The 24,105-nt window shown below is 69.2% G+C and carries 23 protein-coding genes and 1 pseudogene; 9 read left to right on the top strand and 15 right to left on the bottom strand.

Annotated features, from left to right (window positions below):
• Window positions 1–60: 60 nt before the first annotated feature.
• Entirely contained in the window at window positions 61–2,607 is a 2,547-nt protein-coding gene (locus OG395_RS38955) for an ABC transporter ATP-binding protein/permease (RefSeq protein WP_327247121.1), read from the bottom strand.
• A 245-nt stretch (window positions 2,608–2,852) separates the two neighbouring features.
• Between OG395_RS38955 and OG395_RS38950 the strand changes: the two genes are divergently transcribed.
• Window positions 2,853–4,484, top strand: a complete 1,632-nt coding sequence (locus OG395_RS38950; RefSeq protein ID WP_327247120.1) for a streptophobe family protein — start codon at window positions 2,853–2,855, stop codon at window positions 4,482–4,484.
• Window positions 4,485–4,745: 261 nt separating this feature from the next.
• The gene (gene serB / locus OG395_RS38945) at window positions 4,746–6,008 is read left to right on the top strand and encodes a phosphoserine phosphatase SerB (protein WP_327247119.1); all 1,263 of its coding nucleotides are present in this window, start codon (window positions 4,746–4,748) and stop codon (window positions 6,006–6,008) included.
• Window positions 6,009–6,084: 76 nt separating this feature from the next.
• Here serB and OG395_RS38940 read toward each other — a convergent pair whose 3' ends face one another.
• From OG395_RS38940 to OG395_RS38925, 4 genes are all read right to left on the bottom strand, one after another.
• Complete coding sequence (locus OG395_RS38940; RefSeq protein ID WP_327247118.1) at window positions 6,085–6,603, bottom strand: SixA phosphatase family protein; 519 nt, start codon at window positions 6,601–6,603, stop codon at window positions 6,085–6,087.
• A gap of 74 nt (window positions 6,604–6,677) precedes the next feature.
• Window positions 6,678–6,884 (bottom strand): hypothetical protein, encoded by a 207-nt coding sequence (locus OG395_RS38935; protein ID WP_266987206.1) that lies wholly within the window; start codon window positions 6,882–6,884, stop codon window positions 6,678–6,680.
• A gap of 169 nt (window positions 6,885–7,053) precedes the next feature.
• Window positions 7,054–7,170, bottom strand: a complete 117-nt coding sequence (locus OG395_RS38930; protein WP_327247117.1) for an SGM_5486 family transporter-associated protein — start codon at window positions 7,168–7,170, stop codon at window positions 7,054–7,056.
• Between the two features lie 17 nt (window positions 7,171–7,187).
• Window positions 7,188–8,480, bottom strand: coding sequence for a CynX/NimT family MFS transporter (locus OG395_RS38925; protein ID WP_327247116.1), 1,293 nt, complete (start codon window positions 8,478–8,480; stop codon window positions 7,188–7,190).
• Between the two features lie 121 nt (window positions 8,481–8,601).
• On the opposite strand from OG395_RS38925, the gene OG395_RS38920 reads away from it, so the two are divergent.
• Window positions 8,602–9,276, top strand: coding sequence for a FadR/GntR family transcriptional regulator (locus OG395_RS38920; RefSeq protein WP_037691566.1), 675 nt, complete (start codon window positions 8,602–8,604; stop codon window positions 9,274–9,276).
• Window positions 9,277–9,291: 15 nt separating this feature from the next.
• Here OG395_RS38920 and OG395_RS38915 read toward each other — a convergent pair whose 3' ends face one another.
• The 3 genes from OG395_RS38915 to fabG form a co-directional block, all read right to left on the bottom strand.
• The gene (locus OG395_RS38915; RefSeq protein ID WP_327247115.1) at window positions 9,292–9,660 is read right to left on the bottom strand and encodes a hypothetical protein; all 369 of its coding nucleotides are present in this window, start codon (window positions 9,658–9,660) and stop codon (window positions 9,292–9,294) included.
• A gap of 166 nt (window positions 9,661–9,826) precedes the next feature.
• Entirely contained in the window at window positions 9,827–10,594 is a 768-nt protein-coding gene (gene fabI / locus OG395_RS38910) for an enoyl-ACP reductase FabI (RefSeq protein ID WP_267005884.1), read from the bottom strand.
• A gap of 5 nt (window positions 10,595–10,599) precedes the next feature.
• Window positions 10,600–11,319, bottom strand: coding sequence for a 3-oxoacyl-[acyl-carrier-protein] reductase (gene fabG / locus OG395_RS38905; RefSeq protein WP_266987195.1), 720 nt, complete (start codon window positions 11,317–11,319; stop codon window positions 10,600–10,602).
• A gap of 238 nt (window positions 11,320–11,557) precedes the next feature.
• Between fabG and OG395_RS38900 the strand changes: the two genes are divergently transcribed.
• From OG395_RS38900 to tyrS, 3 genes are read left to right on the top strand one after another with little or no spacing between them, the layout of a single operon-like run.
• Entirely contained in the window at window positions 11,558–13,081 is a 1,524-nt protein-coding gene (locus tag OG395_RS38900; RefSeq protein WP_327247114.1) for a TldD/PmbA family protein, read from the top strand.
• The gene (locus tag OG395_RS38895; RefSeq protein WP_327247113.1) at window positions 13,078–14,472 is read left to right on the top strand and encodes a metallopeptidase TldD-related protein; all 1,395 of its coding nucleotides are present in this window, start codon (window positions 13,078–13,080) and stop codon (window positions 14,470–14,472) included. The genes OG395_RS38900 and OG395_RS38895 overlap by 4 nt, the downstream gene beginning before the upstream one ends.
• Before the next feature lie 54 nt (window positions 14,473–14,526).
• Complete coding sequence (gene tyrS, locus OG395_RS38890) at window positions 14,527–15,795, top strand: tyrosine--tRNA ligase (RefSeq protein ID WP_327247112.1); 1,269 nt, start codon at window positions 14,527–14,529, stop codon at window positions 15,793–15,795.
• 74 nt (window positions 15,796–15,869) lie between these two features.
• On the opposite strand, the gene OG395_RS38885 is transcribed toward tyrS, so the two are convergent.
• The gene (locus tag OG395_RS38885; RefSeq protein ID WP_327247111.1) at window positions 15,870–16,145 is read right to left on the bottom strand and encodes a GlsB/YeaQ/YmgE family stress response membrane protein; all 276 of its coding nucleotides are present in this window, start codon (window positions 16,143–16,145) and stop codon (window positions 15,870–15,872) included.
• Window positions 16,146–16,348: 203 nt separating this feature from the next.
• On the opposite strand from OG395_RS38885, the gene OG395_RS38880 reads away from it, so the two are divergent.
• Together OG395_RS38880 and OG395_RS38875 are read left to right on the top strand one after the other, a co-directional pair.
• Window positions 16,349–16,723, top strand: coding sequence for a DUF3099 domain-containing protein (locus OG395_RS38880; RefSeq protein WP_327247110.1), 375 nt, complete (start codon window positions 16,349–16,351; stop codon window positions 16,721–16,723).
• A 199-nt stretch (window positions 16,724–16,922) separates the two neighbouring features.
• A complete protein-coding gene (locus tag OG395_RS38875) occupies window positions 16,923–17,171 on the top strand; it encodes a hypothetical protein (protein WP_266987183.1) in 249 nt (82 codons plus the stop codon).
• A gap of 13 nt (window positions 17,172–17,184) precedes the next feature.
• On the opposite strand, the gene moaA is transcribed toward OG395_RS38875, so the two are convergent.
• The 3 genes from moaA to OG395_RS38860 all read right to left on the bottom strand — a co-directional run bounded on the left by moaA (window position 17,185) and on the right by OG395_RS38860 (window position 20,360).
• Entirely contained in the window at window positions 17,185–18,174 is a 990-nt protein-coding gene (moaA, locus tag OG395_RS38870) for a GTP 3',8-cyclase MoaA (RefSeq protein WP_327247109.1), read from the bottom strand.
• 183 nt (window positions 18,175–18,357) lie between these two features.
• Window positions 18,358–19,998 (bottom strand): solute symporter family protein, encoded by a 1,641-nt coding sequence (locus tag OG395_RS38865; RefSeq protein ID WP_327247108.1) that lies wholly within the window; start codon window positions 19,996–19,998, stop codon window positions 18,358–18,360.
• The gene (locus OG395_RS38860; protein WP_266987177.1) at window positions 19,995–20,360 is read right to left on the bottom strand and encodes a DUF485 domain-containing protein; all 366 of its coding nucleotides are present in this window, start codon (window positions 20,358–20,360) and stop codon (window positions 19,995–19,997) included. The genes OG395_RS38865 and OG395_RS38860 overlap by 4 nt, the downstream gene beginning before the upstream one ends.
• Window positions 20,361–20,645: 285 nt before the next feature.
• Here OG395_RS38860 and OG395_RS38855 point away from each other — a divergent pair, with 285 nt between their 5' ends.
• Window positions 20,646–22,175: a S8 family peptidase gene (locus OG395_RS38855; RefSeq protein WP_327247107.1), complete on the top strand. Its 1,530-nt coding sequence runs from the start codon at window positions 20,646–20,648 to the stop codon at window positions 22,173–22,175.
• A gap of 121 nt (window positions 22,176–22,296) precedes the next feature.
• On the opposite strand, the pseudogene OG395_RS38850 reads toward OG395_RS38855, so the two are convergent.
• The 3 genes and pseudogenes from OG395_RS38850 to OG395_RS38840 form a co-directional block, all read right to left on the bottom strand.
• Window positions 22,297–22,501 (bottom strand): annotated as a pseudogene (locus OG395_RS38850) (alcohol dehydrogenase catalytic domain-containing protein); the annotation flags it as partial.
• 162 nt (window positions 22,502–22,663) lie between these two features.
• Window positions 22,664–23,053 (bottom strand): DUF6281 family protein, encoded by a 390-nt coding sequence (locus OG395_RS38845; RefSeq protein ID WP_327247106.1) that lies wholly within the window; start codon window positions 23,051–23,053, stop codon window positions 22,664–22,666.
• A gap of 10 nt (window positions 23,054–23,063) precedes the next feature.
• On the bottom strand, window positions 23,064–24,041 hold the full coding sequence (locus OG395_RS38840; protein ID WP_327247105.1) for a matrixin family metalloprotease: 978 nt from the start codon (window positions 24,039–24,041) through the stop codon (window positions 23,064–23,066).
• Window positions 24,042–24,105: the final 64 nt, after the last annotated feature.

Genomic DNA, 24,105 nt, shown 5'->3' with positions numbered 1-24,105 from the left:
CGAAGGGCGGCACCCGATCCGGGGTGCCGCCCTTGGGCGTTCCGTGCGCGGTGCCCACGTCTACTTGCGCATGACCTCGGGCTCGTGGCGGCGCAGCAGTCGCGCGACCGCGAAGCCGCAGATGATGCCGAGGAACAGCAGCACCGAGATGTTCATCCCCCACTGACCGGCCGTGTGCTCCCACAGCGGGTCCAGGTCGGTCGGGTTCTTCTGGTCCCACGGCGGCATCAGGTGCGCCAGGTCGAGCGTCGAGCCCGCGCCCGCGATGGCCCAGCGGGACGGCATCAGCCAGGCGAACTGCTCCAGGCCGGGCGATCCGTACACCTGGAAGAGGATGCCGGTGAAGACGACCTGGACGATCGCGAACATGACCAGCAGCGGCATGGTCTTCTCGGAGGTCTTCACCAGCGAGGAGATCACCAGGCCGAACATCATCGAGGTGAAGCCGAGCGCGGTGATCGTCACGCAGAGCTCGACGGCCGGCGGCATGATCAGACCCTCTTCGGGCAGATCGCGGGTGGCGAAGCCGATCCCGCAGATGATGACGCCCTGGATGGCCGTGATCACGCCGAGGACGATCACCTTGGACATCAGATAGGCGGAGCGGGAGAGGCCGGTGGCCCGTTCCCGTTCGTAGATGACGCGTTCCTTGATCAGTTCTCGTACGGAGTTGGCCGCACCGGAGAAGCACATGCCGACCGCGAGGATCAGCATGATCGTTCCGGCATCTCCGTTGAACCGGGACGGCGGCTTCGGCGGGGCCAGGCCGAAGTCGGCCGGGATGACCACGCTGACGATGCCGAGCACCGCCGGGAGGATCACCATCAGGCCCATGAAGCCCTTGTCGGACGCGATCACCGACACGTACCGGCGCATCAGCGTCCACAGCTGCGTCCCCCAGCCCTGCGGCTTCGGCGGGCGCATCTGCTGCGGGGGCGGCATGTGTACCGACTGTGCGGCGACGGCGTCGATGTCCGCGGCGTACATCTGGTAGTGCTGCGAACCGCGCCAGCGGCCGGCCCAGTCGTAGTCCCGGTAGTTCTCGAAGGCGGAGAAGACGTCGGCCCAGGTCGTGTAGCCGAAGAAGTTGAGCGCTTCCTCCGGCGGACCGAAGTAGGCGACGGAACCGCCGGGCGCCATGACGAGCAGCTTGTCGCAGATCGCCAGCTCGGCGACGGAGTGCGTGACGACGAGGACCGTACGGCCGTCGTCGGCGAGACCGCGCAGCAGCTGCATGACGTCGCGGTCCATGCCCGGGTCGAGGCCGGAGGTCGGCTCGTCCAGGAAGATCAACGACGGCTTGGTGAGCAGCTCCAGGGCGACCGAGACACGCTTGCGCTGGCCACCGGAGAGCGAGGTGACCTTCTTGTCCTTGTGGATGTCGAGCTTGAGCTCGGCGAGGACCTCGTGGATCCGGGACTGGCGCTCGGCCTCGGTGGTGTCCGCGGGGAAGCGGAGCTTGGCCGCGTACTTGAGGGCCTTGGTGACGGTGAGTTCCTTGTGCAGGATGTCGTCCTGCGGGACCAGACCGATGCGCTGGCGCAGCTCGGCGAACTGCTTGTACAGGTTCCGGTTGTCGTAGAGGACGTCACCCTGGTTGGCGGGCCGGTAGCCGGTGAGCGCCTTGAGCAGGGTGGACTTGCCGGAACCCGAGGGGCCGATGACCGCGATCAGCGACTTCTCCGGGACGCCGAACGAGACGTCCTTGAGGATCTGCTTACCGCCGTCGACCGTCACCGTGAGGTGGCGGGCGGAGAAGGAGACCTCACCGGTGTCGACGAACTCTTCCAGCCGGTCGCCGACCAGGCGGAAGGTCGAGTGACCGACGCCGACGATGTCGTTCGGGCCGATCAGCGCGGAGCCGGACTTCTGGAGCGGCTGACCGTTGACGTACGTGCCGTTGTGGGAACCGAGATCGCGGATCTCGAAGCGGCCGTCGGGTGTCGCGTGGAACTCGGCGTGGTGGCGCGAGACCTGGAGGTCGGAGACGACGAGTTCGTTCTCCAGCGCACGACCGATGCGCATGACCCTGCCCAGGGCCACCTGGTGGAACGTCGTCGGACTGCGGTCCCCGTAGACCGGCGGAGCCCCCGCGGCACCACCGGGTCCACCCGCGGCGGGCGGCTTCGCCACGCCCTGCTGGTGCGGGACCTGAGGCTGCTGCGGCGCGCCCTGCTGCTGCCATGCCTGCTGCTGGTGTGCCGCGGGGTCCTGCTGCTGTCCCGGCAGGCCCGCGCCACCCTGCTGGGGCTGCTGAGCGGGGGCCTGCTGCGCGCCCGCGCCCTGACCGCTGTACACATCGGCGGCGCCGCTGAAGCTCAGTCGCGGTCCGTCAGTGGCGTTGCCCAGGTGCACGGCCGAGCCCGGCCCGATTTCCATCTGGTGGATTCGCCGGCCCTGCACATAGGTGCCGTTGGTGGAACCGTGGTCCTCGATGAACCAACTCCGGCCAGCCCAGCTGATCGTGGCATGCCGCCACGAAACCCTGGCGTCGTCGATCGTCAGGTCGCCCTGTGGATCGCGACCGAGGGTGTATGGCCTGGACGGATCGAGCGTCCAGGTCCTTCCATTCAATTCCAGTACGAGTTCCGGCACTCCGCGCCCCACTAGTTGTCCCCCGAGTTACCCCCATCACAGGGAGTCTAGGGATGCTGAACATCGTGGGGAACTATTCCAGGAGCAGTCACCGATACGAAAGTCGGGCGGGGCCAAGGCCGAATCGAGACCTGCTGCGACGCACCGTTGACGGGGGAGAAACAGGCTCGGAGAGTGGGAAGCGCCCACGAGTGTGCACGGATCATGAGTGACCAGGTCAACTCAGGGCATCTCGGAGCGGATTGAGGGGGTCCCTGATGGCGAGGTACGCACGCGGGATCGGGGGCGGCAGTACGGGGCGTATCCCGTGGGGTGACGTGGTGTCGGCGGCCATCGCCTCGGTCAGCTGGGCGATGGCCGGGATGGCGGGGACAGCGGCCCTCGGGCTGCATCTGCTCGGGGCCGACTCGGCCGGGACGCTGGGACCGATGACGGCGGCCGTCGTGGTGCTGGGAGCGGGCGGATCGGTCTCCCCGTCCGGCAATGTCTCGGCGTTCGGGCTGGACGACGCCGAGGCGCACACCGCTCTCGCCGTCACACCGCTCGGGGTGGGGCTGGTCGGTGCACTGCTGCTCTCCTTCTTCTTCCTGCGGTCGCTGCGCCGGGTGGGAGCGGTCGTCTCCGGTGCCGAACTCGCGGTCCGTGCAGGGGCGGTGGCGGTCATGTTCGTCGCCGTGCTCGGCGGGCTCGCCTGGGCAGGCCACGATGTCGTGACGATCGACGGCGGGGCGCTGGGGCCGGACGGGGCGCCAGGGGCGGGAGGCGGTGGCGGCCTGCCCGGCGGGCTCGGTGATCCGGGCGGGCTGTTGCCGGACCGGCTGGCGGATCTCGCCCGGACGCAGGCACAGGTCGGGTTCACCGTCGACTCGCCCAAGTCCCTTGCGGGTGGCGCGTGTTGGGTGCTCGGAGTGCTGGTCATCGCCCTGCTCGCCTCGCGCCGCACCCCGTTGCCGTCCGGGCTGGCACGGTTGGACCGGACGGTGCGGCCTGCGGCGTCCGCGGTCGTGTCGGTGCTGCTGGTCGCGGTGGTCGCCGGGTGCGCGGCCGCGGCGTACGCGGCGGTCGGCGACGCCCACCCGAAACGCATCGTCGGCGCCGCGCTGCTCGGGGCACCGAACGGGGCGTGGCTCGGGGTGCCGCTCGGCCTCTTCGTGCCGTGGGACGGGCAGGCGACCGGTGAGCTGGCCAAGGTGCTGCCCGATCCGCTGGACGAGCTGTTACGGGTGTCCGCCGACGAGCCGGTGACGGTCGGGCGGTTGGCCGGGCTGGACGACCGGGTCTGGCTGCTGGCGGTCGCCGCCGCAGTGATGATGCTGTACGCGGGGGTGCTGGCCGCGACCCGCACGCCCCGGGGGGAGCTGACCGGGGCCGGGTTCGTGGGGCGGTGTGCGGTGCGGCTCGGAGGCGTGACAGCGTCGGCGCTGGCGCTCCTGGTGTGGCTGACGCAGGTGTCCGCGGACGCGTCGCTTTCGGTGCTGGGCTTCGACGCGTTCGGCGCCGGGATCGAGTTGCACGGGCGGACGGGGACGGCTGCCTTGCTGGGTGCGGCGTGGGGTGCCGGCGCGGGTGGTGTGGGGGCGGCGGTGGCCTGGTTGGCGGGGGCGGTTCCGTCGGGGGCGGGGCCGGCCGGCGGTGACGGAGGAAGCGATGGCGGTGGGGAGCCCGGACCGTACACACCGTCGCGCGTGTACCGGCCGTCGCACGACGAGACCAATCCGTATCTGCGCCCGTATCCGGATCCGGCGAGGGACAGGATTCACGGTGCGCCGACGGTGGCGGGGCCGATCGGTCCGCCCGTACGGCCGGCAGTGCCGCCGCCGGGGCCCGGACCCGGGCCGGAGGACGTGGAAGGCTTGCCGCCGCCGGGCCGGCCGCCCGGGGCCGGCTGACCGCGTTGTCCCGATTGCCGGACGGGCCCGAGAGAACGCCCGCCCCCGGACGGGGCGCCGCTTCATCCTGCCTTGAGGGCATGCGGGACCCCCGGGGGCGAGCTCCTCTGAATGGCCCGTCGCATCGGACACGCGCCGTGCAGGGCCGCTCACTCCCGCCGGGGCAGGGGCCGGGGCCGGTCGGCCGGGGACCGTTTCCGCTGTCCGGTCCGCGGGACGGGGGTTCGAGGGGGTGAGGGAGACCGATACGGTGGGAACACCATGAGCGCATCTCAGTCCCCTCAGTCCTCCCCGTCTCCCGAGCCCTCTGAGGCCCCTGAGTCCCGTCAGGGCACCGACACCCCCACCCTTCTCGTGAAGATCTTCGGGAAGGACCGTCCGGGAATCACCGCCGGGCTCTTCGACACGCTCGCCGCCTATGCGGTCGATGTCGTCGACATCGAGCAGGTCGTCACCCGTGGCCGCATCGTTCTGTGCGCACTGGTCACCACTCCCACCGCGGGCGGTACCACCGAGGGCGACCTGCGGGCGACCGTGCACAGCTGGGCCGAATCGCTGAAGCTGCAGGCCGAGATCATCTCCGGTACCGGTGACAACCGGCCGCGTGGATACGGGCGCTCCCATGTGACCGTGCTCGGACACCCGCTGACCGCCGAGTCGACCGCCGCCATAGCGGCCACGATCACGTCGACCGGCGGCAACATCGACCGGATCTTCCGGCTGGCGAAGTACCCGGTCACGGCCGTCGAGTTCGCCGTGTCCGGCACCAAAACCGCGGAGCTGCGGACTGCACTGGCGACCGAGGCCGCCGGCATCGGCGTCGATGTGGCGGTCGTGTCCGCCGGGCTGAGCCGCCGGGCGCAGCGGCTGGTCGTCATGGATGTCGACTCGACGCTGATCCAGGACGAGGTCATCGAGCTGTTCGCGGCGCACGCCGGCTGTGAGGACAAGGTCGCCGAGGTGACCGAGCAGGCGATGCGTGGCGAGCTCGACTTCGAGCAGTCGCTGCACGCACGGGTGGCACTGCTGGCCGGGCTCGATGTGTCGGTGGTGGAGAAGGTGCGCGCCGAGGTGCGACTGACCCCCGGTGCGCGCACTCTGATCCGCACACTGAAGCGACTCGGCTATCAAGTGGGCGTCGTTTCCGGCGGGTTCACCCAGGTCACGGACGACCTGAAGGAACGGCTCGGGCTCGACTTCGCCTCCGCCAACACTCTGGAAGTGGTCGACGGCAAGCTCACCGGACGGGTCGTCGGCAACGTCGTGGACCGGGCGGGCAAGGCCCGGCTGCTGCGCAGTTTCGCCGAGCAGGCCGGGGTGCCGCTGGCGCAGACCGTCGCGATCGGTGATGGTGCGAATGACCTGGACATGCTGAACACGGCCGGTCTCGGGGTCGCCTTCAATGCCAAGCCGGTCGTCCGCGAGGCCGCGCACACCGCGGTGAACGTGCCCTTCCTGGACACCGTGCTGTATCTGCTCGGGATCACCCGTGAAGAGGTCGAGGCCGCCGACGGCCTCGCCTGACCGATCCACCGCTCCGTGTACGCGGATGGGCCCGGCACCTCACCCGTGCCGGGTCCGTCCGCGTACGACGTCGCGATCAGTCGTTCGGCGTCCAGTACTCGATCAGCTTGCCCACGCCGTGCTCCACGCCCTTCCAGGAGCCGGAGAACTCGACGACGGCGAATGCGGCGGTCGGGAATCCGCCGTGGGTCATCCGGGCCAGGGTGTCGCCCTCCGCCGATGCGGAGAGGGCGTCGGCGAGAGCGTGCATCCCTGGGTTGTGGCCGATGATCAGCAGGTTCCGCACTTCATCGGGGGTCTCGTTGATCAGGGCGATCAGCTCGCCGAGCGAGGCCTCGTAGAGCCGCTCCTCGTACACGGTCTTGGGACGCTTCGGCATCTCGTGTACCGCCAACTTCCAGGTCTCGTGCGTCCTGGCGGAGGTCGAGCAGAGGGCCAGATCGACGACAATGCCGGAATCGACGAGTTTGCGGCCTGCCACCGACGCATCCTTGCGGCCGCGCTCCGCGAGCGGCCGCTCGTGGTCGGAGTCCTGCGACCATTCCGCCTTTGCGTGTCTGAGAAGGACGATCCTGCGAGGTGTATCGACGCTCATACACCTCAGCTTCGCATGAAATGCTCCGCCCGTCGCAGGGTGTTGAGGGGCTCCCCCGCTGTGGGTGAACGCCCTCAGAGGATCAGTAGGTCCACGATTCGCTGAAGCAACCGGCCGATCGCCGGGTCGCCCGTCGCCGCGTGCGCCTGGCCGGATCCCACGATCATCAGCAGGAGGGCCGCGAAAGCTACCGAGGGGAGCGCGATGGCCCACCACGGCAGCCGGATCTCGACCCCGGCCGACGCGGGGCGGGGGGACCGGGTGTACGTACGGGCCGACATGTCCGCCTCCGTGGGTCATCGGTTCTGATACCTGAAACCTACGGATCCGGCGGCGCCCCTCCCATCCGGTGCCCCACCCACTTCACCCTGACCCTGGCCCCCTAGGGGATGGTGGTGCTGGCCCCACCATCCCCGGCGGGGACGTGGGGGCGTGGCACTCGGGCAGGTGTCAGGGAGAGGCGATCGAAGCGATCACTCCGATGATCACCGTGATCAGGAGCATCGCTCCGAGCACGAGGAGAAGCTTCTTCTGACCGTTCTGGGGATTCGGATCGAGCACTGGCATGGGGCCAGTCTCGCATCTCAGCTTTCGTCCTCGATCGTCCGGTCCCGCCCGGCCAGAATTCCCGCCACCATCTGCGGCACCATGAGGCCCGCCATCAGCGCGATCGGCAGCCCCCACCCGCCGCTGTGCTGGTAGAGCACGCCGACCAGCAGCGGGCCGGGGATCGAGATCAGATAGCCGGTGGACTGGGCGAACGCCGACAGCCGGACCACTCCGGCGCCGCTCCGGGACCGCATGCCGATCATGGTGAGGGCGAGCGGGAAGGCGCAGTTGGCTATGCCGAGGAGGAGCGCCCAGGCCCAGGCGCCGCCCGCCGGCGCGAGGTAGAGACCGGCGTAGCCGATGAGGCCGCAGGCGCCGAGTACGACGACGATCGGACCCTGGTTCCGCATCCGGGCGGCGGCCCGAGGGATGACGAAGGCGAGCGGCACGCCCATGGCCATGGTCACGGCGAGCAGCACGCCCGCCGTGCCGGCGGAGACCCCGGCATCGCGGAAGATCTGCGGCATCCAGCCCATGGTGATGTACGCGGCCGTGGCCTGGAGGCCGAAGAAGCAGGCGAGGGCCCAGGCGGTACGGGAGCGGGTGATCCGCAGGGCCGGGACGTCCTGGTGCTGCTGGGCGGCGGGCTGCCCCTGGGCGCTGCTCCTGTCCCGTACCAGCGGGATCCAGGGCAGGACCGCCGCCGCTGCGAGCACGGCCCAGATCCCCAGACCGGCCTTCCAACTGCCGCCGAGCGCATCGGTCATGGGCACGGTGACGGCCGCGGCCAGTGAGGTGCCGAGGGCCAGCGCCATGGAGTAGAGGCCGGTCATGGAGCCGACCCGGTCCGGGAACCAGCGCTTGACGATCACCGGCATCAGGACATTGCTGACGGCGATGCCCATGAGCGCGAGGGCGCTGGCGGCGAGAAACCCGGCTGTGGAGCCGACGAGGGGCCGGATCAGCAGTCCGGCCGTGATGGCGGCCATGCCGGCGCAGACGACCGCGCCGGGGCCGAAGCGGCGGGCGAGGCGCGGCGCCATGATGCCGAAGACGGCGAAGCAGAGCGGCGGTACGGAGGTGAGGACACCGGCGACGCTGCCGCTCATGTGCAGCCCGTCCCGTACCTCTTCGAGGAGGGCGCCGAGGCTGGTGATGGCGGGGCGGAGGTTGAGCGCGGTGAGGACGAGACCGACGGTGACCAGGCGGAGGAGCCAGGGGGCTGGGCCGGCGGCGGTCGGCGGGGCCGGGGCGTCCAGGGGGATGTTCGCCGCGGTGGTGTGCCTGTTCAGGGTCAGGGGCTGGCGCTGGGTCTCGTCGTCGGACATGGAGCCCATCATAGAATCATGGGATGATTGATTGTCCAATCGTCTGAGAAGCTTCGGAAACCTTCGGGAAACCCGCAGAGCCGAGAATCCGCAGACCCCCAGGAACCGAGCAAGGAGCATCATGGCGCTGACGTCTCCGCGACGTTCGGCACTCGCCGACCAGGTGATTGCCCAGCTGAGGAATCAGATCACCTCGGGCGAGTGGCCCGTCGGCTCGCGGATTCCGACCGAACCCGAGCTGGTCGAGCAGCTGGGGGTGGCCCGCAACACCGTCCGCGAGGCGGTGCGCGCGCTCGCGCACAACGGCCTGCTGGACATCCGTCAGGGGTCGGGCACGTATGTCGTCGCCACCAGCGAACTGGCCGGGGTGATGCACCGCCGTTTCGCCTCCGCCGACCCGCGCCATGTCGCCGAGCTGCGCTCGACACTGGAGTCGTCGGCGGCCAGGCTGGCGGCCGTCCGGCGCACCGAGCGGGATCTGAAGCAGCTGGACGCTCTCATGGCGCGCCGCGAGGAGACCTGGGCCGCGGGGGACGCGGAGGCGTTCGTGGCAGCGGATGCGACGCTGCATCTGGCCGTGGTCGCCGCTTCGCACAATGACGTACTGACGGGTCTCTATGCCGATCTGGGGGATCTGCTGCGCGACTATCTGCGGGTCGATGTCGGCCACGAACTGCGGCCGGAGAACCATATGGACCACGGGCGACTGGTCGAGGCGATCCGGGCAGGTGACGCGGAGACCGCGGCCGCCGAGGCGGCGAGCCACGCACTGAGCTGTCTGGCGGAACGGATCTGATCCGAAGGGGTGGACCTATATCCGGCGGTGGGTGACCCAGGCGGAGGCGACTTCCTTCCAGCAGCGGTCGTCGAGCCGCACGGTCTGTCCGGGAGCCACGTCGACGGGTATGCCGTCCGCATCGATGTCCCACCAACGGCTGCATTCGGTGTGCAGCTGTACCCGGTCGATGGAGGGGTACGGGTTGTGGCAGTAGGCGACCACCTCGGAGCCCTGGACCGTCGTACGGCAGTCGGCGCCGGACGGGTCCGGGGTGGGGCCGTCGGGTGCGGACGCTCCGGCGCCCATCCGCCCCACGACGGATATGCCTATGGGGGTGGCAAGTGCGACGGCGACGGCCGAGGCCGCCAGCAGGGCCCGGGTTCGGCGACGTGTGGGGCGCACAGCGATCACCTCCGCAGCCTGACCAAAAGTCCGGTTCCACCACATTCTGCGGTGGATCGACCGTCTTTTCGACTTGAGCGGGGGAGGACCGGGCGGGGACGGACGACGGCCGTGCACCACCTGCTCGGAGGTGGTACACGGCCGGGCCGTACCGGGTCGTACGAGGTCAGGCACCCATCATGTGCACGCCGCCGTCGACGTGGATGATCTCACCCGTGGTCTTCGGGAAGAAGTCCGAGAGCAGGGCGACGACACCGCGGCCGGCCGGCTCCGGATCGGCCATGTTCCAGGACAGCGGGGAGCGGGTGTTCCACACGTCCGCGAGCTCCGAGAAGCCCGGGATGGACTTGGCGGCCATCGAGCCGATCGGTCCGGCGGAGATCAGGTTGCAGCGGATGTCGTCCTTGCCCAGGTCACGGGCGAGGTAGCGGGAGGTGGCCTCCAGAGCGGCCTTGGCCGGGCCCATCCAGTCGTACTGCGGCCAGGCGAACTGCGCGTCGAAGGTGAGGCCGACGATCGAGCCGCCCTCGCTCATCAGCGGCTTGCAGGCCATGGCGAGCGACTTCAGCGAGAACGCCGAGACGTGCATCGCCGTGGCGACGGACTCGAACGGGGTGTTCAGGAAGTTGCCGCCGAGCGCGTCCTGCGGCGCGAAGCCGATGGAGTGGACGACGCCGTCCAGCGAACCGAGCTCCTCACGGACCAGGCCCTCGAGCCGGTCCAGGTGCTCGGTGTTGGTCACGTCCAGCTCGATGACCTTGGCGGGCTTGGGCAGCTTCTTGGCGATGCGCTCCGTCAGCGTGGGCCGGGGGAAGGCGGTCAGGATGACTTCGGCACCCTGCTCCTGGGCCACCTTGGCGGTGTGGAAGGCGATGGAGGACTCCATCAGCACACCGGTGATGAGGATGCGCTTGCCGTCGAGAATTCCGATCATGGTGGTCAGTGACCCATGCCCAATCCGCCGTCAACGGGGATGACGGCTCCAGTGATGTACGACGCGTCGTCGGAGGCGAGGAAGCGCACCGCGGCGGCGATCTCCTCGGGCTGCGCGTAGCGGGCCAGCGGCACCTGGGCGACGATGCCCTTGCGCTGCTCCTCGGTGAGCGCCTGGGTCATGTCGGTGTCGACAAAACCGGGCGCGACGACGTTGAAAGTGATGTTCCGCGAGCCGAGCTCACGCGCCAGCGACCGGGCGAAGCCGACCAGGCCGGCCTTGGACGCGGCGTAGTTGGCCTGCCCCGCCGAGCCGAGAAGGCCGACGACGGAGGAGATGAGGACGACGCGGCCCTTCTTGGCACGCAGCATGCCGCGGTTGGCACGCTTGACGACCCGGAAGGTGCCGGTGAGGTTGGTGTCGAGTACAGACGTGAAGTCCTCCTCGGACATCCGCATCAGCAACTGGTCCTTGGTGATACCGGCATTGGCGACCAGCACCTCGACCGGACCGTGCTTCTCCTCGATCTCCTTGTATGCCTGCTCCACCTGCTCGGCGTCGGTGATGTCGCACCGGACGGCCAGGACCCCGGCTTCGGTGAGGATCTGGGGCGGCTCGCCCGAGCGGTACGTGATCGCGACCTTGTCGCCGTTGTCGGCGAAAGCGCGGGCGATGGCGAGGCCGATGCCCCGGTTTCCTCCGGTGACGAGAACCGAGCGGCTCAACGGATCACCCTTTCGATAGCGGTCTGGTACCTCGAAAACCTATCGGTACCGGGCGCTCCACAAGGAATCGGCCCCTGACAGTGGCTTCCGCGAGGCACTGTCGGGTTCCTACAGTGCGGCAGCGGGCGGCGTCGGAACCGTCGCGGAAAAATACCGGAAAATCGGAGGCCCTTGGCGGGCCCACGCCGCATGATTCACTGCGGAGACACATCGCACAGGTCGAGAGGGGAAAGCCGACGTGCCCCATGAGGTAGATCAGTCATTCCTGGCCCTGCCGCTACGGGCCCTCGCCGACGCGGCGCTCGCCCGGGCCCGCGCGCTGGGCGCCACGCATGCGGACTTCCGTTTCGAGCGGGTGCGCAGCGCGTCCTGGCGGCTGCGGGACGCCCGGCCCTCGGGGACCTCGGACACCACCGACCTCGGGTACGCGGTGCGGGTGGTGCACGGCGGGGCGTGGGGGTTCGCGTCCGGGGTGGATCTGACCATGGACGCCGCGGCGAAGGTGGCGTCCCAGGCGGTCGCCATGGCGAAGCTCTCGGCGAAGGTGATCGCGGCGGCGGGCTCGGACGAGCGCGTGGAGCTGGCGGACGAACCGGTGCACGGTGAGCGGACCTGGGTCTCGGCGTACGAGATCGACCCGTTCTCCGTACCGGACGAGGAGAAGGCGGGGCTGCTCGCCGAGTGGAGCAGCCGGCTCCTGGGCGCCGAGGGAGTCGCGCATGTGGACGCCTCGCTGATGACCGTCCACGAGAACAAGTTCTACGCGGACACGGCGGGCACCGTCACGACCCAGCAGCGGGTCCGGCTGCACCCGCAGTTCACCGCGGTCGCCGTGGACGGCACGACGGGTGAGTTCGACTCGATGCGGACCATTGCCCCTCCGGTGGGGCGCGGCTGGGAGTACCTCACCGGCACCGGCTGGGACTGGGACGCGGAGCTGGAGCGGATCCCGGGGCTGCTCGCCGAGAAGATGCGGGCTCCGAGCGTCGAGGCGGGGACGTACGACCTGGTGGTCGATCCGTCGAATCTCTGGCTGACGATCCATGAGTCGATCGGGCATGCCACCGAGCTGGACCGGGCTCTGGGGTACGAGGCGGCGTACGCCGGAACCTCGTTCGCCACCTTCGACCAGCTGGGCAAGCTGACGTACGGCTCCCCGGTGATGAATGTGACGGGCGACCGGACCGCCGAGCACGGACTCGCGACCATCGGGTACGACGACGAGGGTGTCGAGGGCCAGTCCTGGGACCTGATCAAGGACGGGACGCTGGTCGGCTACCAGCTGGACCGGCGGATCGCGAAGCTGACGGGTCTCGGCCGGTCCAACGGCTGCGCGTACGCGGACTCGCCGGGCCATGTGCCCGTGCAGCGGATGGCGAACGTGTCGCTGCAGCCGGACCCGGGCGGCCTGTCCACCGAGGATCTGATCGGCGGGGTGGAACGCGGCATCTATGTGGTCGGCGACCGGTCCTGGTCGATCGACATGCAGCGCTACAACTTCCAGTTCACCGGACAGCGGTTCTTCCGCATCGAGAACGGAAAGCTGGCCGGACAGCTGCGCGACGTCGCGTACCAGGCGACGACGACGGACTTCTGGGGCTCGATGGAGAAGGTCGGCGGCCCGCAGACGTACGTCCTGGGCGGCGCCTTCAACTGCGGCAAGGCCCAGCCGGGCCAGGTCGCGGCCGTCTCGCACGGCTGCCCCTCCGCCCTCTTCCGAGGCGTGAACATCCTCAACACGACGCAGGAGGCGGGCCGATGAGCCGCATCAGCAAGCCGTACGAGATCGTCGAGCGCGCGCTCGAACTGTCCACCGCCGACGGCTGTGTCGTCATCGCCGACGAGGAGTCCTCCACCAATCTGCGCTGGGCGGCCAACGCGCTCACCACGAACGGGGTGACCCGGGGGCGGACCCTGACCGTCATCGCGACCGTCGACGGCGCCGAGGGCGTCGCGTCCGGAGTCGTGTCACGGTCCGCCGTCACCGCCGAGGACCTGGAGCCCCTGGTGCGGGCCGCCGAGGCCGCCGCGCGTGGCGCAGGTCCGGCCGAGGACGCGCAGCCGCTGATCACCGGTGTGCCGTCGTCGCCCGATTTCACGGACGCGCCGGCCGAGACGGGTTCCGACGTCTTCGCGGAGTTCGCCCCGGCGCTCGGTGACGCCTTCGCCCGCGCCCGGGCCGGCGGCCGTGAGCTGTACGGCTTCGCGCACCACCAGCTGACCTCGACGTATCTGGGCACGTCGACGGGGCTGCGGCTGCGTCACGACCAGCCGAACGGCACGCTGGAGCTGAACGCCAAGTCGCCCGACCGGTCGCGTTCCGCGTGGGCGGGCCGTGCCACCAGGGACTTCAAGGATGTCGACCCGGCCGAGCTGGACGCGGAGCTGGCACAGCGGCTCGGCTGGGCGGAGCGCCGTATCGAGCTGCCCGCCGGGCGGTACGAGACGCTGCTGCCGCCCACCGCCGTGGCCGATCTGCTGATCTATCAGCTGTGGTCGTCGACGGCCCGGGACGCCGCCGAGGGCCGAACGGTCTTCTCGAAGCCGGGTGGCGGCACCCGGCTCGGCGAGACGCTGTCCGAGCTGCCGCTCACGCTGCGCAGCGACCCGAACGCGCCGGGGCTCGAGTCGGCGCCGTTCGTGATCGCCCATGCGTCCGGTGACAGCGGCTCGGTCTTCGACAACGGTCTGCCGCTGGCGAGGACAGACTGGATCCGAGACGGCCGGCTGGACCGTCTGACCACCACCCGGCACACGGCGAAACTGACCGGGCTGCCGGTCGCCCCCGCGATCGACAACCTGGTGCTCGACGGCGGTGGTGAGCGCTCTCTCGACGAGATGGTCGCGGCGACGACCGGCCGCGCCCTGCTGCTGACCTGCCTCTGGTACATCCGGGAGGTCGACCCGGCGACGCTGCTGCTGACCGGGCTGACCCGCGACGGGGTGTATCTCGTCGAGGACGGCGAGGTGGTCGGCGAGGTGAACAACTTCCGGTTCAACGAGTCGCCCGTCGACCTGCTCTCCCGGGCGTCCGAGGCCGGCCGCACCGAGAAGACGCTGCCGCGCGAGTGGGGCGACTGGTTCACCCGGGCCGCGATGCCGGCGCTGCGGATCCCGGACTTCAACATGAGCTCGGTCAGCCTCGGCGTATGACCGCCATAGACTGACCGCGGCATCAATCGGAACCGTTCAAGGAGAGAAACGACCGTGACGGACATCGTCGACGAGCTGAAGTGGCGCGGGCTGTTCGCCCAGTCCACTGACGAGGACGCATTGCGTAAGGCGCTCGCGGACGGTCCCGTCACGTTCTATTGCGGCTTCGACCCCACCGCGGCGAGCCTGCACGTCGGCCACCTGGTGCAGGTGCTCACCGTGCGCCGGCTGCAGCAGGCCGGGCACCGGCCGCTCGCCCTGGTGGGCGGGGCCACCGGCCAGATCGGTGACCCCCGGCCGACGGCGGAGCGCACGCTGAACGATCCGGAGACGATCGCGAACTGGGTGACGCGGCTGCGGTCCCAGATCGAGCCGTTCCTCTCCTTCGAGGGTGCGAACGCCGCGGTCATGGTGAACAACCTGGACTGGACCGCGGGCATGTCCGCGATCGAGTTCCTGCGGGACATCGGCAAGCACTTCCGGGTCAACAAGATGCTCACCAAGGACTCGGTCGCCCGCCGGCTGGAGTCCCAGGAGGGCATCAGCTACACCGAGTTCAGCTACCAGCTGCTGCAGGGCATGGACTTCCTGGAGCTGTACCGGCGGTACGGCTGCACGCTGCAGCAGGGCGGCAGCGACCAGTGGGGCAACCTCACCGCGGGCATCGACCTGATCCACCGCCTGGAGCCGGGCGCCGAGGTGCACGCGCTGGCCACCCCGCTGATGGTGAAGGCGGACGGGACCAAGTTCGGCAAGTCCGAGAGCGGGGCCGTCTGGCTCGACCCGGAGATGACGACGCCGTACGCGTTCTACCAGTTCTGGCTGAACGTGGACGACCGGGACATCTCGCCGTACATGCGCATCCTCAGCTTCAAGAGCCGTACCGAGCTGGAGGAGCTGGAGCAGCTCACCCAGGAGCGCCCGCAGGCCCGGACGGCGCAGCGCGCGCTGGCGGAGGAGCTGACGACGCTGGTGCACGGCGCCGGTCAGTGCGCGGCGGTCATCGCGGCGTCGAAGGCGCTGTTCGGCCAGGGTGAGCTGGCCGAGCTGGACGAGGCCACGCTGAGCGCGGCGCTCTCCGAGGTGCCGCACGCGCAGGTCACCGAGCTCGGCCCGCTGGTCGACCTGCTGGTGGAGGTCGGCCTGGCGCCGAGCAAGTCGGGGGCCCGCCGCACGGTCAAGGAGGGCGGGGCCTACGTGAACAACGTCAAGGTCGCGGACGGCGAGGCCGCACCGGCCCGCGAGGAACTGCTGCACGGGCGCTGGCTGGTGCTGCGCCGGGGCAAGAAGAACCTCGCGGCCATCGAGGTCGTCGCCGGCTGACCGGAAACGGAAGCACTGTGCGGCCGGGGACGCGTCATGCGCGGCCGGCCGCACAGTGCTGTGCGCGTGCCGGATCAGGCCTTCTGTCTGGTGCCGCGCATCGATGTCCAGAGCATGTCGCCGACACCGACGACGACCACGGCGCCGATCAGCTGCAGCAGGTGGCGCGTCCAGTCGATGCCCTTGGTCTCGTTGACGCCGATCCAGGTAGCGACGGCATTGCCGAGGACGCTGCCGATCATGCCGAAAATGATCGTCAGCCAGAGTGGGATGTTCTGTTTGCCCGGCAGGATCGCCCTGGCGATCAGACCGAGGACCAGACCCACGATGATTGCCCACAACCAGCCCATGTCGCCTCCTCATGCGGCGCGCTGTCGCGCATGTGCGCCCAGTCTCGGCCCATCGACGGCACTCCGCATGTCGGACAGGTCCGCCCGTGCCACGAGGGTGCGGTTATGCATGGATACGGCGTGCCCCGGTCTCGAACCCGTCGGATGCCGGGCGTACCGTGGGAGCGGCTCGCGGAGGGCCCGGGGAAGGGTGGTGGAACGTGATGCGGAAGCGGAGCGGGGCGGAGGTCTTCCGGATCACGGGAGCGCGGCAGAGCCTCGCGGACGATGTGCGCGGCAGGCAGCGCCGCTACGTCATCTCGATGTCCGTACGGACGGTCTCGGTGATCCTGGCCGCAGTGCTGTGGAACATCGAGAAGCCTGTGGCCATCGTGGCGCTCGCCCTGGGTGCACTGCTTCCGTACGTCGCCGTCGTCATCGCCAACGCGGGCCGGGAGACACCTCCTTCGCTGCCCTCGACCTTCGTTCCGCCGCCCGCGCGGCCGATGCTCGACGCCGCCCCTGTGGCCGGTCCCGCGGAATCCGGACCGGCGGCCGACCGGGCCGGCGATGGGGCGGAGCCGCATGAGCACAGTTGAGCGGACGGCGTGCCGAAGTCTCAAGAAAACCTTCAGATCAATCATGCAGTTCAGGTGCACCGCACCCCGGTCCGCGTGACATACTGCCTACGCGCTCCGCATCCCCCGTCGGAGCGACAGACCGACGCCGGGCAGCTCCCCCCGTGGCTGCTCGGCGTCGTTTTTTCGCCCGCTCTCGCAGGGCCCTAGGGTTGAGTCCGTGAACTCCCCCGAACATGCCGCCGAGAGCGCTGCCACCGCGCCGATCTGTTCCGCCAAGGGCTGCCGTACGGCCGCCGTATGGGTGCTGGCCTGGAACAATCCGAAGCTGCACACCCCCGAGCGCCGTAAGACCTGGCTGGCCTGCGACGAGCACCGGGAGCATCTCTCCTCGTTCCTGGGGGTTCGAGGTTTCCTGAAGGATGTCGTGACGCTGGCGGAGTGGGAGTCCTCGGCCGAGGGGCACTGAGAACCAAGTACACCTAGCCGCCGATCGCCGACATCGGGCGGTCGGGCTGCAGGAACGACGGATCGTCCAGACCGGATCCGGCCTTTTTTCCCCACATCGCGAGACGCCAGAGCCGGGCGATCTCCTCGTCCGGGGCCTCGGACCGCAACGCGCCGCGCAGATCGGTCTCCTCGCGGGCGAACAGGCAGGTCCGCACCTGGCCGTCGGCGGTGAGCCGGGTGCGGTCGCAGGCCCGGCAGAACGGGCGGGTGACGGAGGCGATGACGCCGACCCGGTGGGGGCCGCCGTCGACGAGCCAGCGCTCGGCGGGGGCGGAGCCCCGCTCGTCCTCGCCCTCGGCGGTGAGGGCGAAGCGGGTGCGCAGCGAGGCGAGGATGTCGCCTGCCGTGATCATGCCGTCGCGCTTCCAGCCGTGCTGGGCATCGAGCGGCATCTGCTCGATGAAACGGAGCTCGTATCCGTGCTCCACGGCCCAGGCGAGCAGGTCGGGGGCTTCGTCGTCGTTGAGCCCCGGCATCAGCACGGCGTTGATCTTGACCGGGGTGAGACCTGCGTCGTGGGCGGCTTCGAGGCCTGCCAGCACGTCGTGGTGGCGGTCGCGTCGGGTGAGGGTCTTGAAGACGCCGGGGCGCAGGGTGTCCAGGGAGACATTGACCCGGTCCAGTCCGGCGGACCTGAGGGCGGCCGCTGTGCGCTTCAGCCCGATGCCATTGGTGGTCAGCGACATCTTCGGGCGGGGCGTCAGCGCCGCGCACTGCTCGACGATGGAGACGAGACCGGGACGCAGCAGCGGCTCTCCGCCGGTGAAGCGGACTTCCGTAATCCCCAGCTGGGTGACGGCGATGCGGACGAGCCGGACGATCTCGTCGTCGCTCAGCAGGTCCGGCTTGGCCAGCCACTGCAGTCCCTCTTCGGGCATGCAGTAGGTGCACCGGAGGTTGCAGCGGTCGGTCAGCGAGACACGCAGGTCGGTGGCGACCCGATCGTAGGTGTCGATGAGCATGGTGCCCCCTCCCCCGGTGGATCCCCGGTTGCGGATCTGACTCCCTTGAGACTACGCGAGACCTGCGACACGCAGGTGGCCCGATTGCCACGAGGTGCGGCGCGGCCGCATCGTAGGACTCTACGACGCGGCCGCGGGAACGGCGTGGTGCGTGGCTCGAATTTTTCGATTGATTCGCTCTCGTCAGTGGGCACCGACGCCGGTGAGGGACTTGACCTCCAGCTCGGCGTACTTGCCCTTGTCCGGCTCCTCCTTCGAGAGGAGGGAGCCGAGCCAGCCGAGCAGGAAGCCCAGCGGGATGGAGATCAGGCCGGGGTTCTCCAATGGGAACCAGGCGAAGTCGACGCCCTTGAACATCGATGTCTTCGCGTTGCCGGAGACGACCGGCGAGAACAGCACCAGGATCACCGAGCTGGCCAGACCGCCGTAGATCGACCAGAGGGCGCCCTGGGTGGTGAACCGCTTCCAGAAGAGGCTGTAGAGGAGAGTCGGGAGGTTGGCGGAGGCGGCGACCGCGAAGGCGAGCGCCACCAGACCGGCGACGTTCATGTCGCGGGCGAAGGCGCCGAGGATGATCGCGACGGCGCCGATGAGGACGGTGGCCCAGCGGGCGGCCCGCATCTCCTCCTTCTCGGTGGCCTTCCCCTTGCGGATGACATTGGCGTAGATGTCGTGGGCGAAGGAGGACGAGGAGGCGAGGGTGAGGCCCGCGACGACGGCCAGGATCGTGGCGAAGGCGACGGCCGAGATCACGGCGAGCAGCACGGCGCCGCCGGTGGAGCCGACTCCGCCGAGGTACTCGGCGAGCTGCGGCGCGGCCGCGTTACCGGCCGGGTTCTTCGCCTTGATCTCGTCCGGGCCGATGAGCGCCGCGGCGCCGAATCCGAGCGCGATCGTCATCAGGTAGAAGGCGCCGATGATGCCGATGGCCCAGTTCACCGACTTACGGGCGGCCTTGGCGGTCGGGACGGTGTAGAAGCGGATCAGGATGTGCGGGAGTCCGGCGGTGCCGAGGACCAGGGCGATGCCGAGGGACAGGAAGTCCAGCTTCGAGGTGCCGGTGGCGCCGTACTTGAGGCCGGGCTCCAGGAACGCCGCTCCGTGACCGCTCTTCTCGGCGGCCGTGCCCAGCAGGTCGGAGATGTTGAAGTCGAACTTGAGCAGCACCAGGAAGGTCATCAGGAGGGCACCGGCGATGAGCAGGACGGCCTTGACCATCTGCACCCAGGTGGTGCCCTTCATGCCACCGATGGTGACGTACACGATCATCAGGACGCCGACCAGCGCGACGATGAGGATCTTTCCGGCGTCGCTGGTGATGCCGAGGAGCAGCGAGACGAGGACGCCCGCGCCCGCCATCTGCGCCAGCAGGTAGAAGATCGAGACGACGATGGTGGAGACGCCCGCGGCGGTACGGACCGGACGCTGCCGCATCCGGTAGGCGAGGACGTCGCCCATCGTGTAGCGGCCGGAGTTGCGCAGCGGTTCCGCGACCAGCAGCAGGGCGACCAGCCAGGCGACGAGGAAGCCGATCGAGTAGAGGAAGCCGTCGTAGCCGAAGAGCGCGATGGCACCGGCGATACCGAGGAACGAGGCGGCGGACATGTAGTCGCCGGAGACCGCGAGCCCGTTCTGGAAGGCGGTGAACTGGCGGCCGCCCGCGTAGAAGTCGGAGGCGCTCCTGGTCTGCCGGCCGGCCCAGACGGTGATGCCCAGGGTCGCGGCGACGAAGACCGCGAAGAGCGTGATGATCAGTGGCCGGTGCTCGGCGGTGGACGAGGCGGCGAGCTGGATCACAGGGTGCGAGTGGTACGCGGCGCTCATGCGTCGGCCTCCATACGGGACTTGATGGCCTCGGCCTTGGGGTCGAGCTTCGCCGCGGCGTGCCGCGCGTAGAACCAGGCGATGAGGAAGGTGGTGACGAACTGGGCGAGACCGAACACGAAGGCCACGTTGATGTTGCTGTACACCTTGGTGCCCATGAAGCCGCCGGCGTAGTTCGACAGCAGCACGTAGAGCAGGTACCAGAGCACGAACGCGATGGTCAGCGGGAAGGCGAACGAGCGGTGAGCGCGCCGCAGTTCGGCGAACTCTGCGCTTTCCTGGACCTCGACGAACCGTTCTGTCGTGGGCTGGGCAGGGCCGGTGTCCGGGCCGGCTTTGGGCGGCGATGCATCGGTAGCCACGGATTCTCCTCGCGACGCGGGTGCGGTGGTGGGGCGGTGGATTTCACAACAGAATCTCGATGTCGGGGGGTTGGTGGTACGACTCCCCTGACAACGGCACGTGGGGCGCGGCGAAGCGGTTCACCGCGAGTTGCCACTTCTCCGCTTCGCCCTTCGGCGGCACCGTTCGAACTGAATGACGTGAATTCATTGATGTGCAGGATGATCAGCGATAGCTTCACCGTTCATGCACACGGCCGGACACACCCCGTGTCCGGCCGACTGACAGGATGATGTGGAGACCCCATGGCTCATCTGGGATCCAGACGGACCCGCGTACTGACGCTGCCCGTCGGATTGGCCCTCACGGCCTCGCTCGGCTTCCTGCCGATGAGTGCCGCATCCGCCGCCCCGTCTGACGGAGTGCCCACGGCGGCGGTCTCGACGGACGGCCCGAAGCTGTCGTACGTCGTCAACACCACCCCCGTACACAGCACGGGTGTGGTGCGCCGAGCGATAGCCGCGGCCGGCGGGACGATCGTGACGTCACACGACCGCATAGGCGTGATCGTCGTCCACTCCTCGAACCCCGACTTCGCGAAGACCATTCGCAACACCCCGGGCGTCGAGTCGGCCGGTGCCACCCGCACCGCCCCGCTCCGGTCCGTCGCCACGACCGAGGAGGGCAGCACCGAGCTGCTGACCGCCGAGGAGGCCGCGAAGGCCGCCGCGGCCGCGGGCCCGGGCCAGGAGCCGCTGGAGCCCAACCAGTGGGACATGCGCGCCATCCAGGCCGACGAAGCCAGCAAGATCAACGACGGCAGCCGCTCGGTCACCGTCGGCGTGATCGACACAGGTGTCGACGACACCCACGTCGACCTCAAGGCGAACTTCTCCAGGGAGCAGTCGGCCAACTGCGTCGGCGGCGTGGCGGACACGAGCGAGGGCGCCTGGCGTCCGTACACCGACGGCAGTGACCACGGCACGCATGTCGCCGGTACGATCGCCGCCGCCCGCAACGGCATCGGCGTCACCGGTGTCGCCCCCGGTGTCAAGGTGGCGGGCATCAAGGTCAGTGAGCCCGGCACCAGCCTCTTCTACACCGAGGCGGTCGTCTGCGGCTTCGTCTGGGCCGCCGAGCACGGCATCGAGGTCACCAACAACAGCTACTACGTCGACCCCTGGTACTTCAACTGCCAGGACGACCCGGACCAGAAGGCTCTGCTCGACGCCCTCACCCGCGCCACGAAGTACGCCGAGCGCAAGGGCGTCCTCAATGTCGCCGCGGCGGGCAACGAGAACTACGACCTGGCGTCGCACGAGATCCTCGACCCGTCCAGCCCGAACGACACCACCCCGGGACCGCGCACCGTGGACCCGCACAAGTGCTTCGACATCCCGACCCAGCTGCCGGGCGTTGTCACGGTGTCCGCGACCGGCTCTCAGGGCTTCAAGTCGTACTACTCCAGCTTCGGCCTGGGCGTCGCCGACGTTTCCGCCCCCGGCGGCGACAGGTGGCAGATCCCGGCCACCCCGGAGGCCAACGGCCGTGTGCTCTCGACGGTCGTGAACGGCCAGTACGGCTACAAGCAGGGCACCTCGATGGCCACCCCGCATGTCGCGGGCGTCGCGGCCCTGCTGAAGAGCACGCACCCGAAGGCCACGCCTGCGCAGCTGCTGGAGCTGCTGAAGGCCCAGGCGGTCAACCCGGGTTGCCCGTCCAAGGTCTACAACTCGGCCGGTCAGCTGATCGACGCGACGACCTGCAAGGGCGACAGCAAGGTGAACGGCTACTACGGCCACGGCGTCGTCAACGCCCTGAACGCCGTCAAGTAGTCGACTCCGCTCCTCTGCGCAACCGGGGCCGGACGGGAAGCACTTCCCGTCCGGCCCCGTCGTCATGGTGTCACGGCTTGACGAGCACCCTCAGCGCCGTGCGCTCGTCCATCGCCCGGTAGCCCGCCTCCTCGACGATGCCGAGGAACTCGTGGCCGATCCGCCGGCCGGGCTGCCGGCGGACTCGCCGCGGTACGCCCACAGGTCGCTGCCGCAGGTACAGGCCCGCAGGACCCGCAACACCACATCCGTGGGCTGCTGGACCGTCGGGTCCGGCACCTCCTGCAGACGTATGTCCTGGGGGCGTGGATGGCGGTGGCGCGCATGCGTGGGGCCCTTGCCGACTCAGATACCGATACTGCGCCGCGAGTTGACGGTGGCCGGTTCGTGCGGTGGTATACGTCCGCCATGCGTCAACGGGGTATCACCGGACCGAGGGGTGCGCGGGACGCCCCTGCCGTTCGCTCAGCAGCGTCCCGCGCACCGGGTCACGCTCCGTCGATCAGCTTCTGCACCTCGGGTGGCAACTCGTCGCCGACGTACGAGGCCACGAACACCGCCTCGTCAGGTGTGGCCCCGACCGCGATGGCCGCCTCGGGCGACACACCTTCCACCCGGTAGGCGTTCACGCTTTCGGGAGATTCCTCTCCCCCGTCCTGGCCGCCGACGTCGTTGCACGGTGGTTCGGTCACGGTTCCGAGCTTCTGCCCGACCGTGAAGTCCACATTCGCGACGTCCTCATAGGTGCGGTCCTGGTACGTGAACCGAATGGCGCAGGACTCCTCCCCGTCGTTACTGCCGGTGGCCGAGCATGCGGCTGTCGACACCATGATGGCTGCCGCCAGCAGCACGCCTGAAGTCCGTCCGCCCCAGCTCACAGTCGTCCTCCTAGTAGATGCTCCGAAGACCGAGGATGTCTCCCTTGCCGAGCGTCCTCGCCTTCGTCGAGCACCTGAACGAGTTGGTGTACATGGTGAGGTTCTCGTGGCCTGAACCGACATGGCCCATTCCAAAGAGGTGTCCGGCCTCGTGCGTGCCGACGGAACGGATGTCGTACTTGTTCGAGCAGCTGCTCGTCGGGCTGTTCGTGAAGTCGAAGTCCGTGGTGTTGTATCGGACGTCCGCCTCCCGCAGGTCGTTCTTGACGCCCAGCATGGGCCAGGTCCACGAGCAGGTCACCGCTACGTGCCCGCCCGCGAGGTTGCCCGCGTCCCAGGTGCTCACCCCGTCCCGGGAGGTGCACTGGGAGCTGGAGTTGATGTCCGCCTCGAAGCTCGTCGGCCCCCGGTAGTTGGAGGCTGCACCGACCTGATCGGTGTAGCCGCAGTTGTTGTAGCTCTCCGTGATGTTGTCGATGGCGTCCCAGAACGCCCACTTGGCATCCGACTGTGACAGGCCACCGGGCATGCCGCCGTCGCCGATGTACCACTCGTAGGTGCCGTACTCCTTGCGGTCGGCCGTCGCGTAGGCGCCGTCGCTGCAAGCGCCGGCGGAGGTCGCGGCATCCGCGTCCGCCACCTCGGTGCCGGCGGCGTCTGTCGCGTCCGCGTCCGAGGTCTCGGACTCCTGCGTCTGGTCGGGAGTCGTTATGGTGGGGTTCGCCAATACGTCGGTGCGGTCGGAGCCCGCGGTTGTGGGGTCCGTGTTGTTCTCGGTCAGGTCGTAGGAGACCTTGCCGTCCGCGGCGACCTCCAGGGTGAAGCCGTGCGTAGTGCCGTCCTCGGTGATCGCGTCGACGCTGACGGCGGTCCCGCTCTCGGGGACCGATACGCCGGTGCTGTCGTAGGTGACAACGCGGCCCACGATGTCGCAACTGTTGATATTCAAGGTGGGCGAGAGGTCGTAGACCGTCAGATCCCCTTCCATAGGGGGGCACACCGTCGCCCCGCTGGTGGACGCCTGCGCACTGCCTGCACCCCCGGCTATCGAT

It is taken from the genome of Streptomyces sp. NBC_01320, from assembly GCF_035974375.1.
In the GTDB taxonomy this organism is placed as follows: domain Bacteria; phylum Actinomycetota; class Actinomycetes; order Streptomycetales; family Streptomycetaceae; genus Streptomyces; species Streptomyces yanii.
The sequence above is the reverse complement of the archived record's forward strand: the minus strand, read 5'-3'. Positions and strand labels throughout refer to the sequence as shown.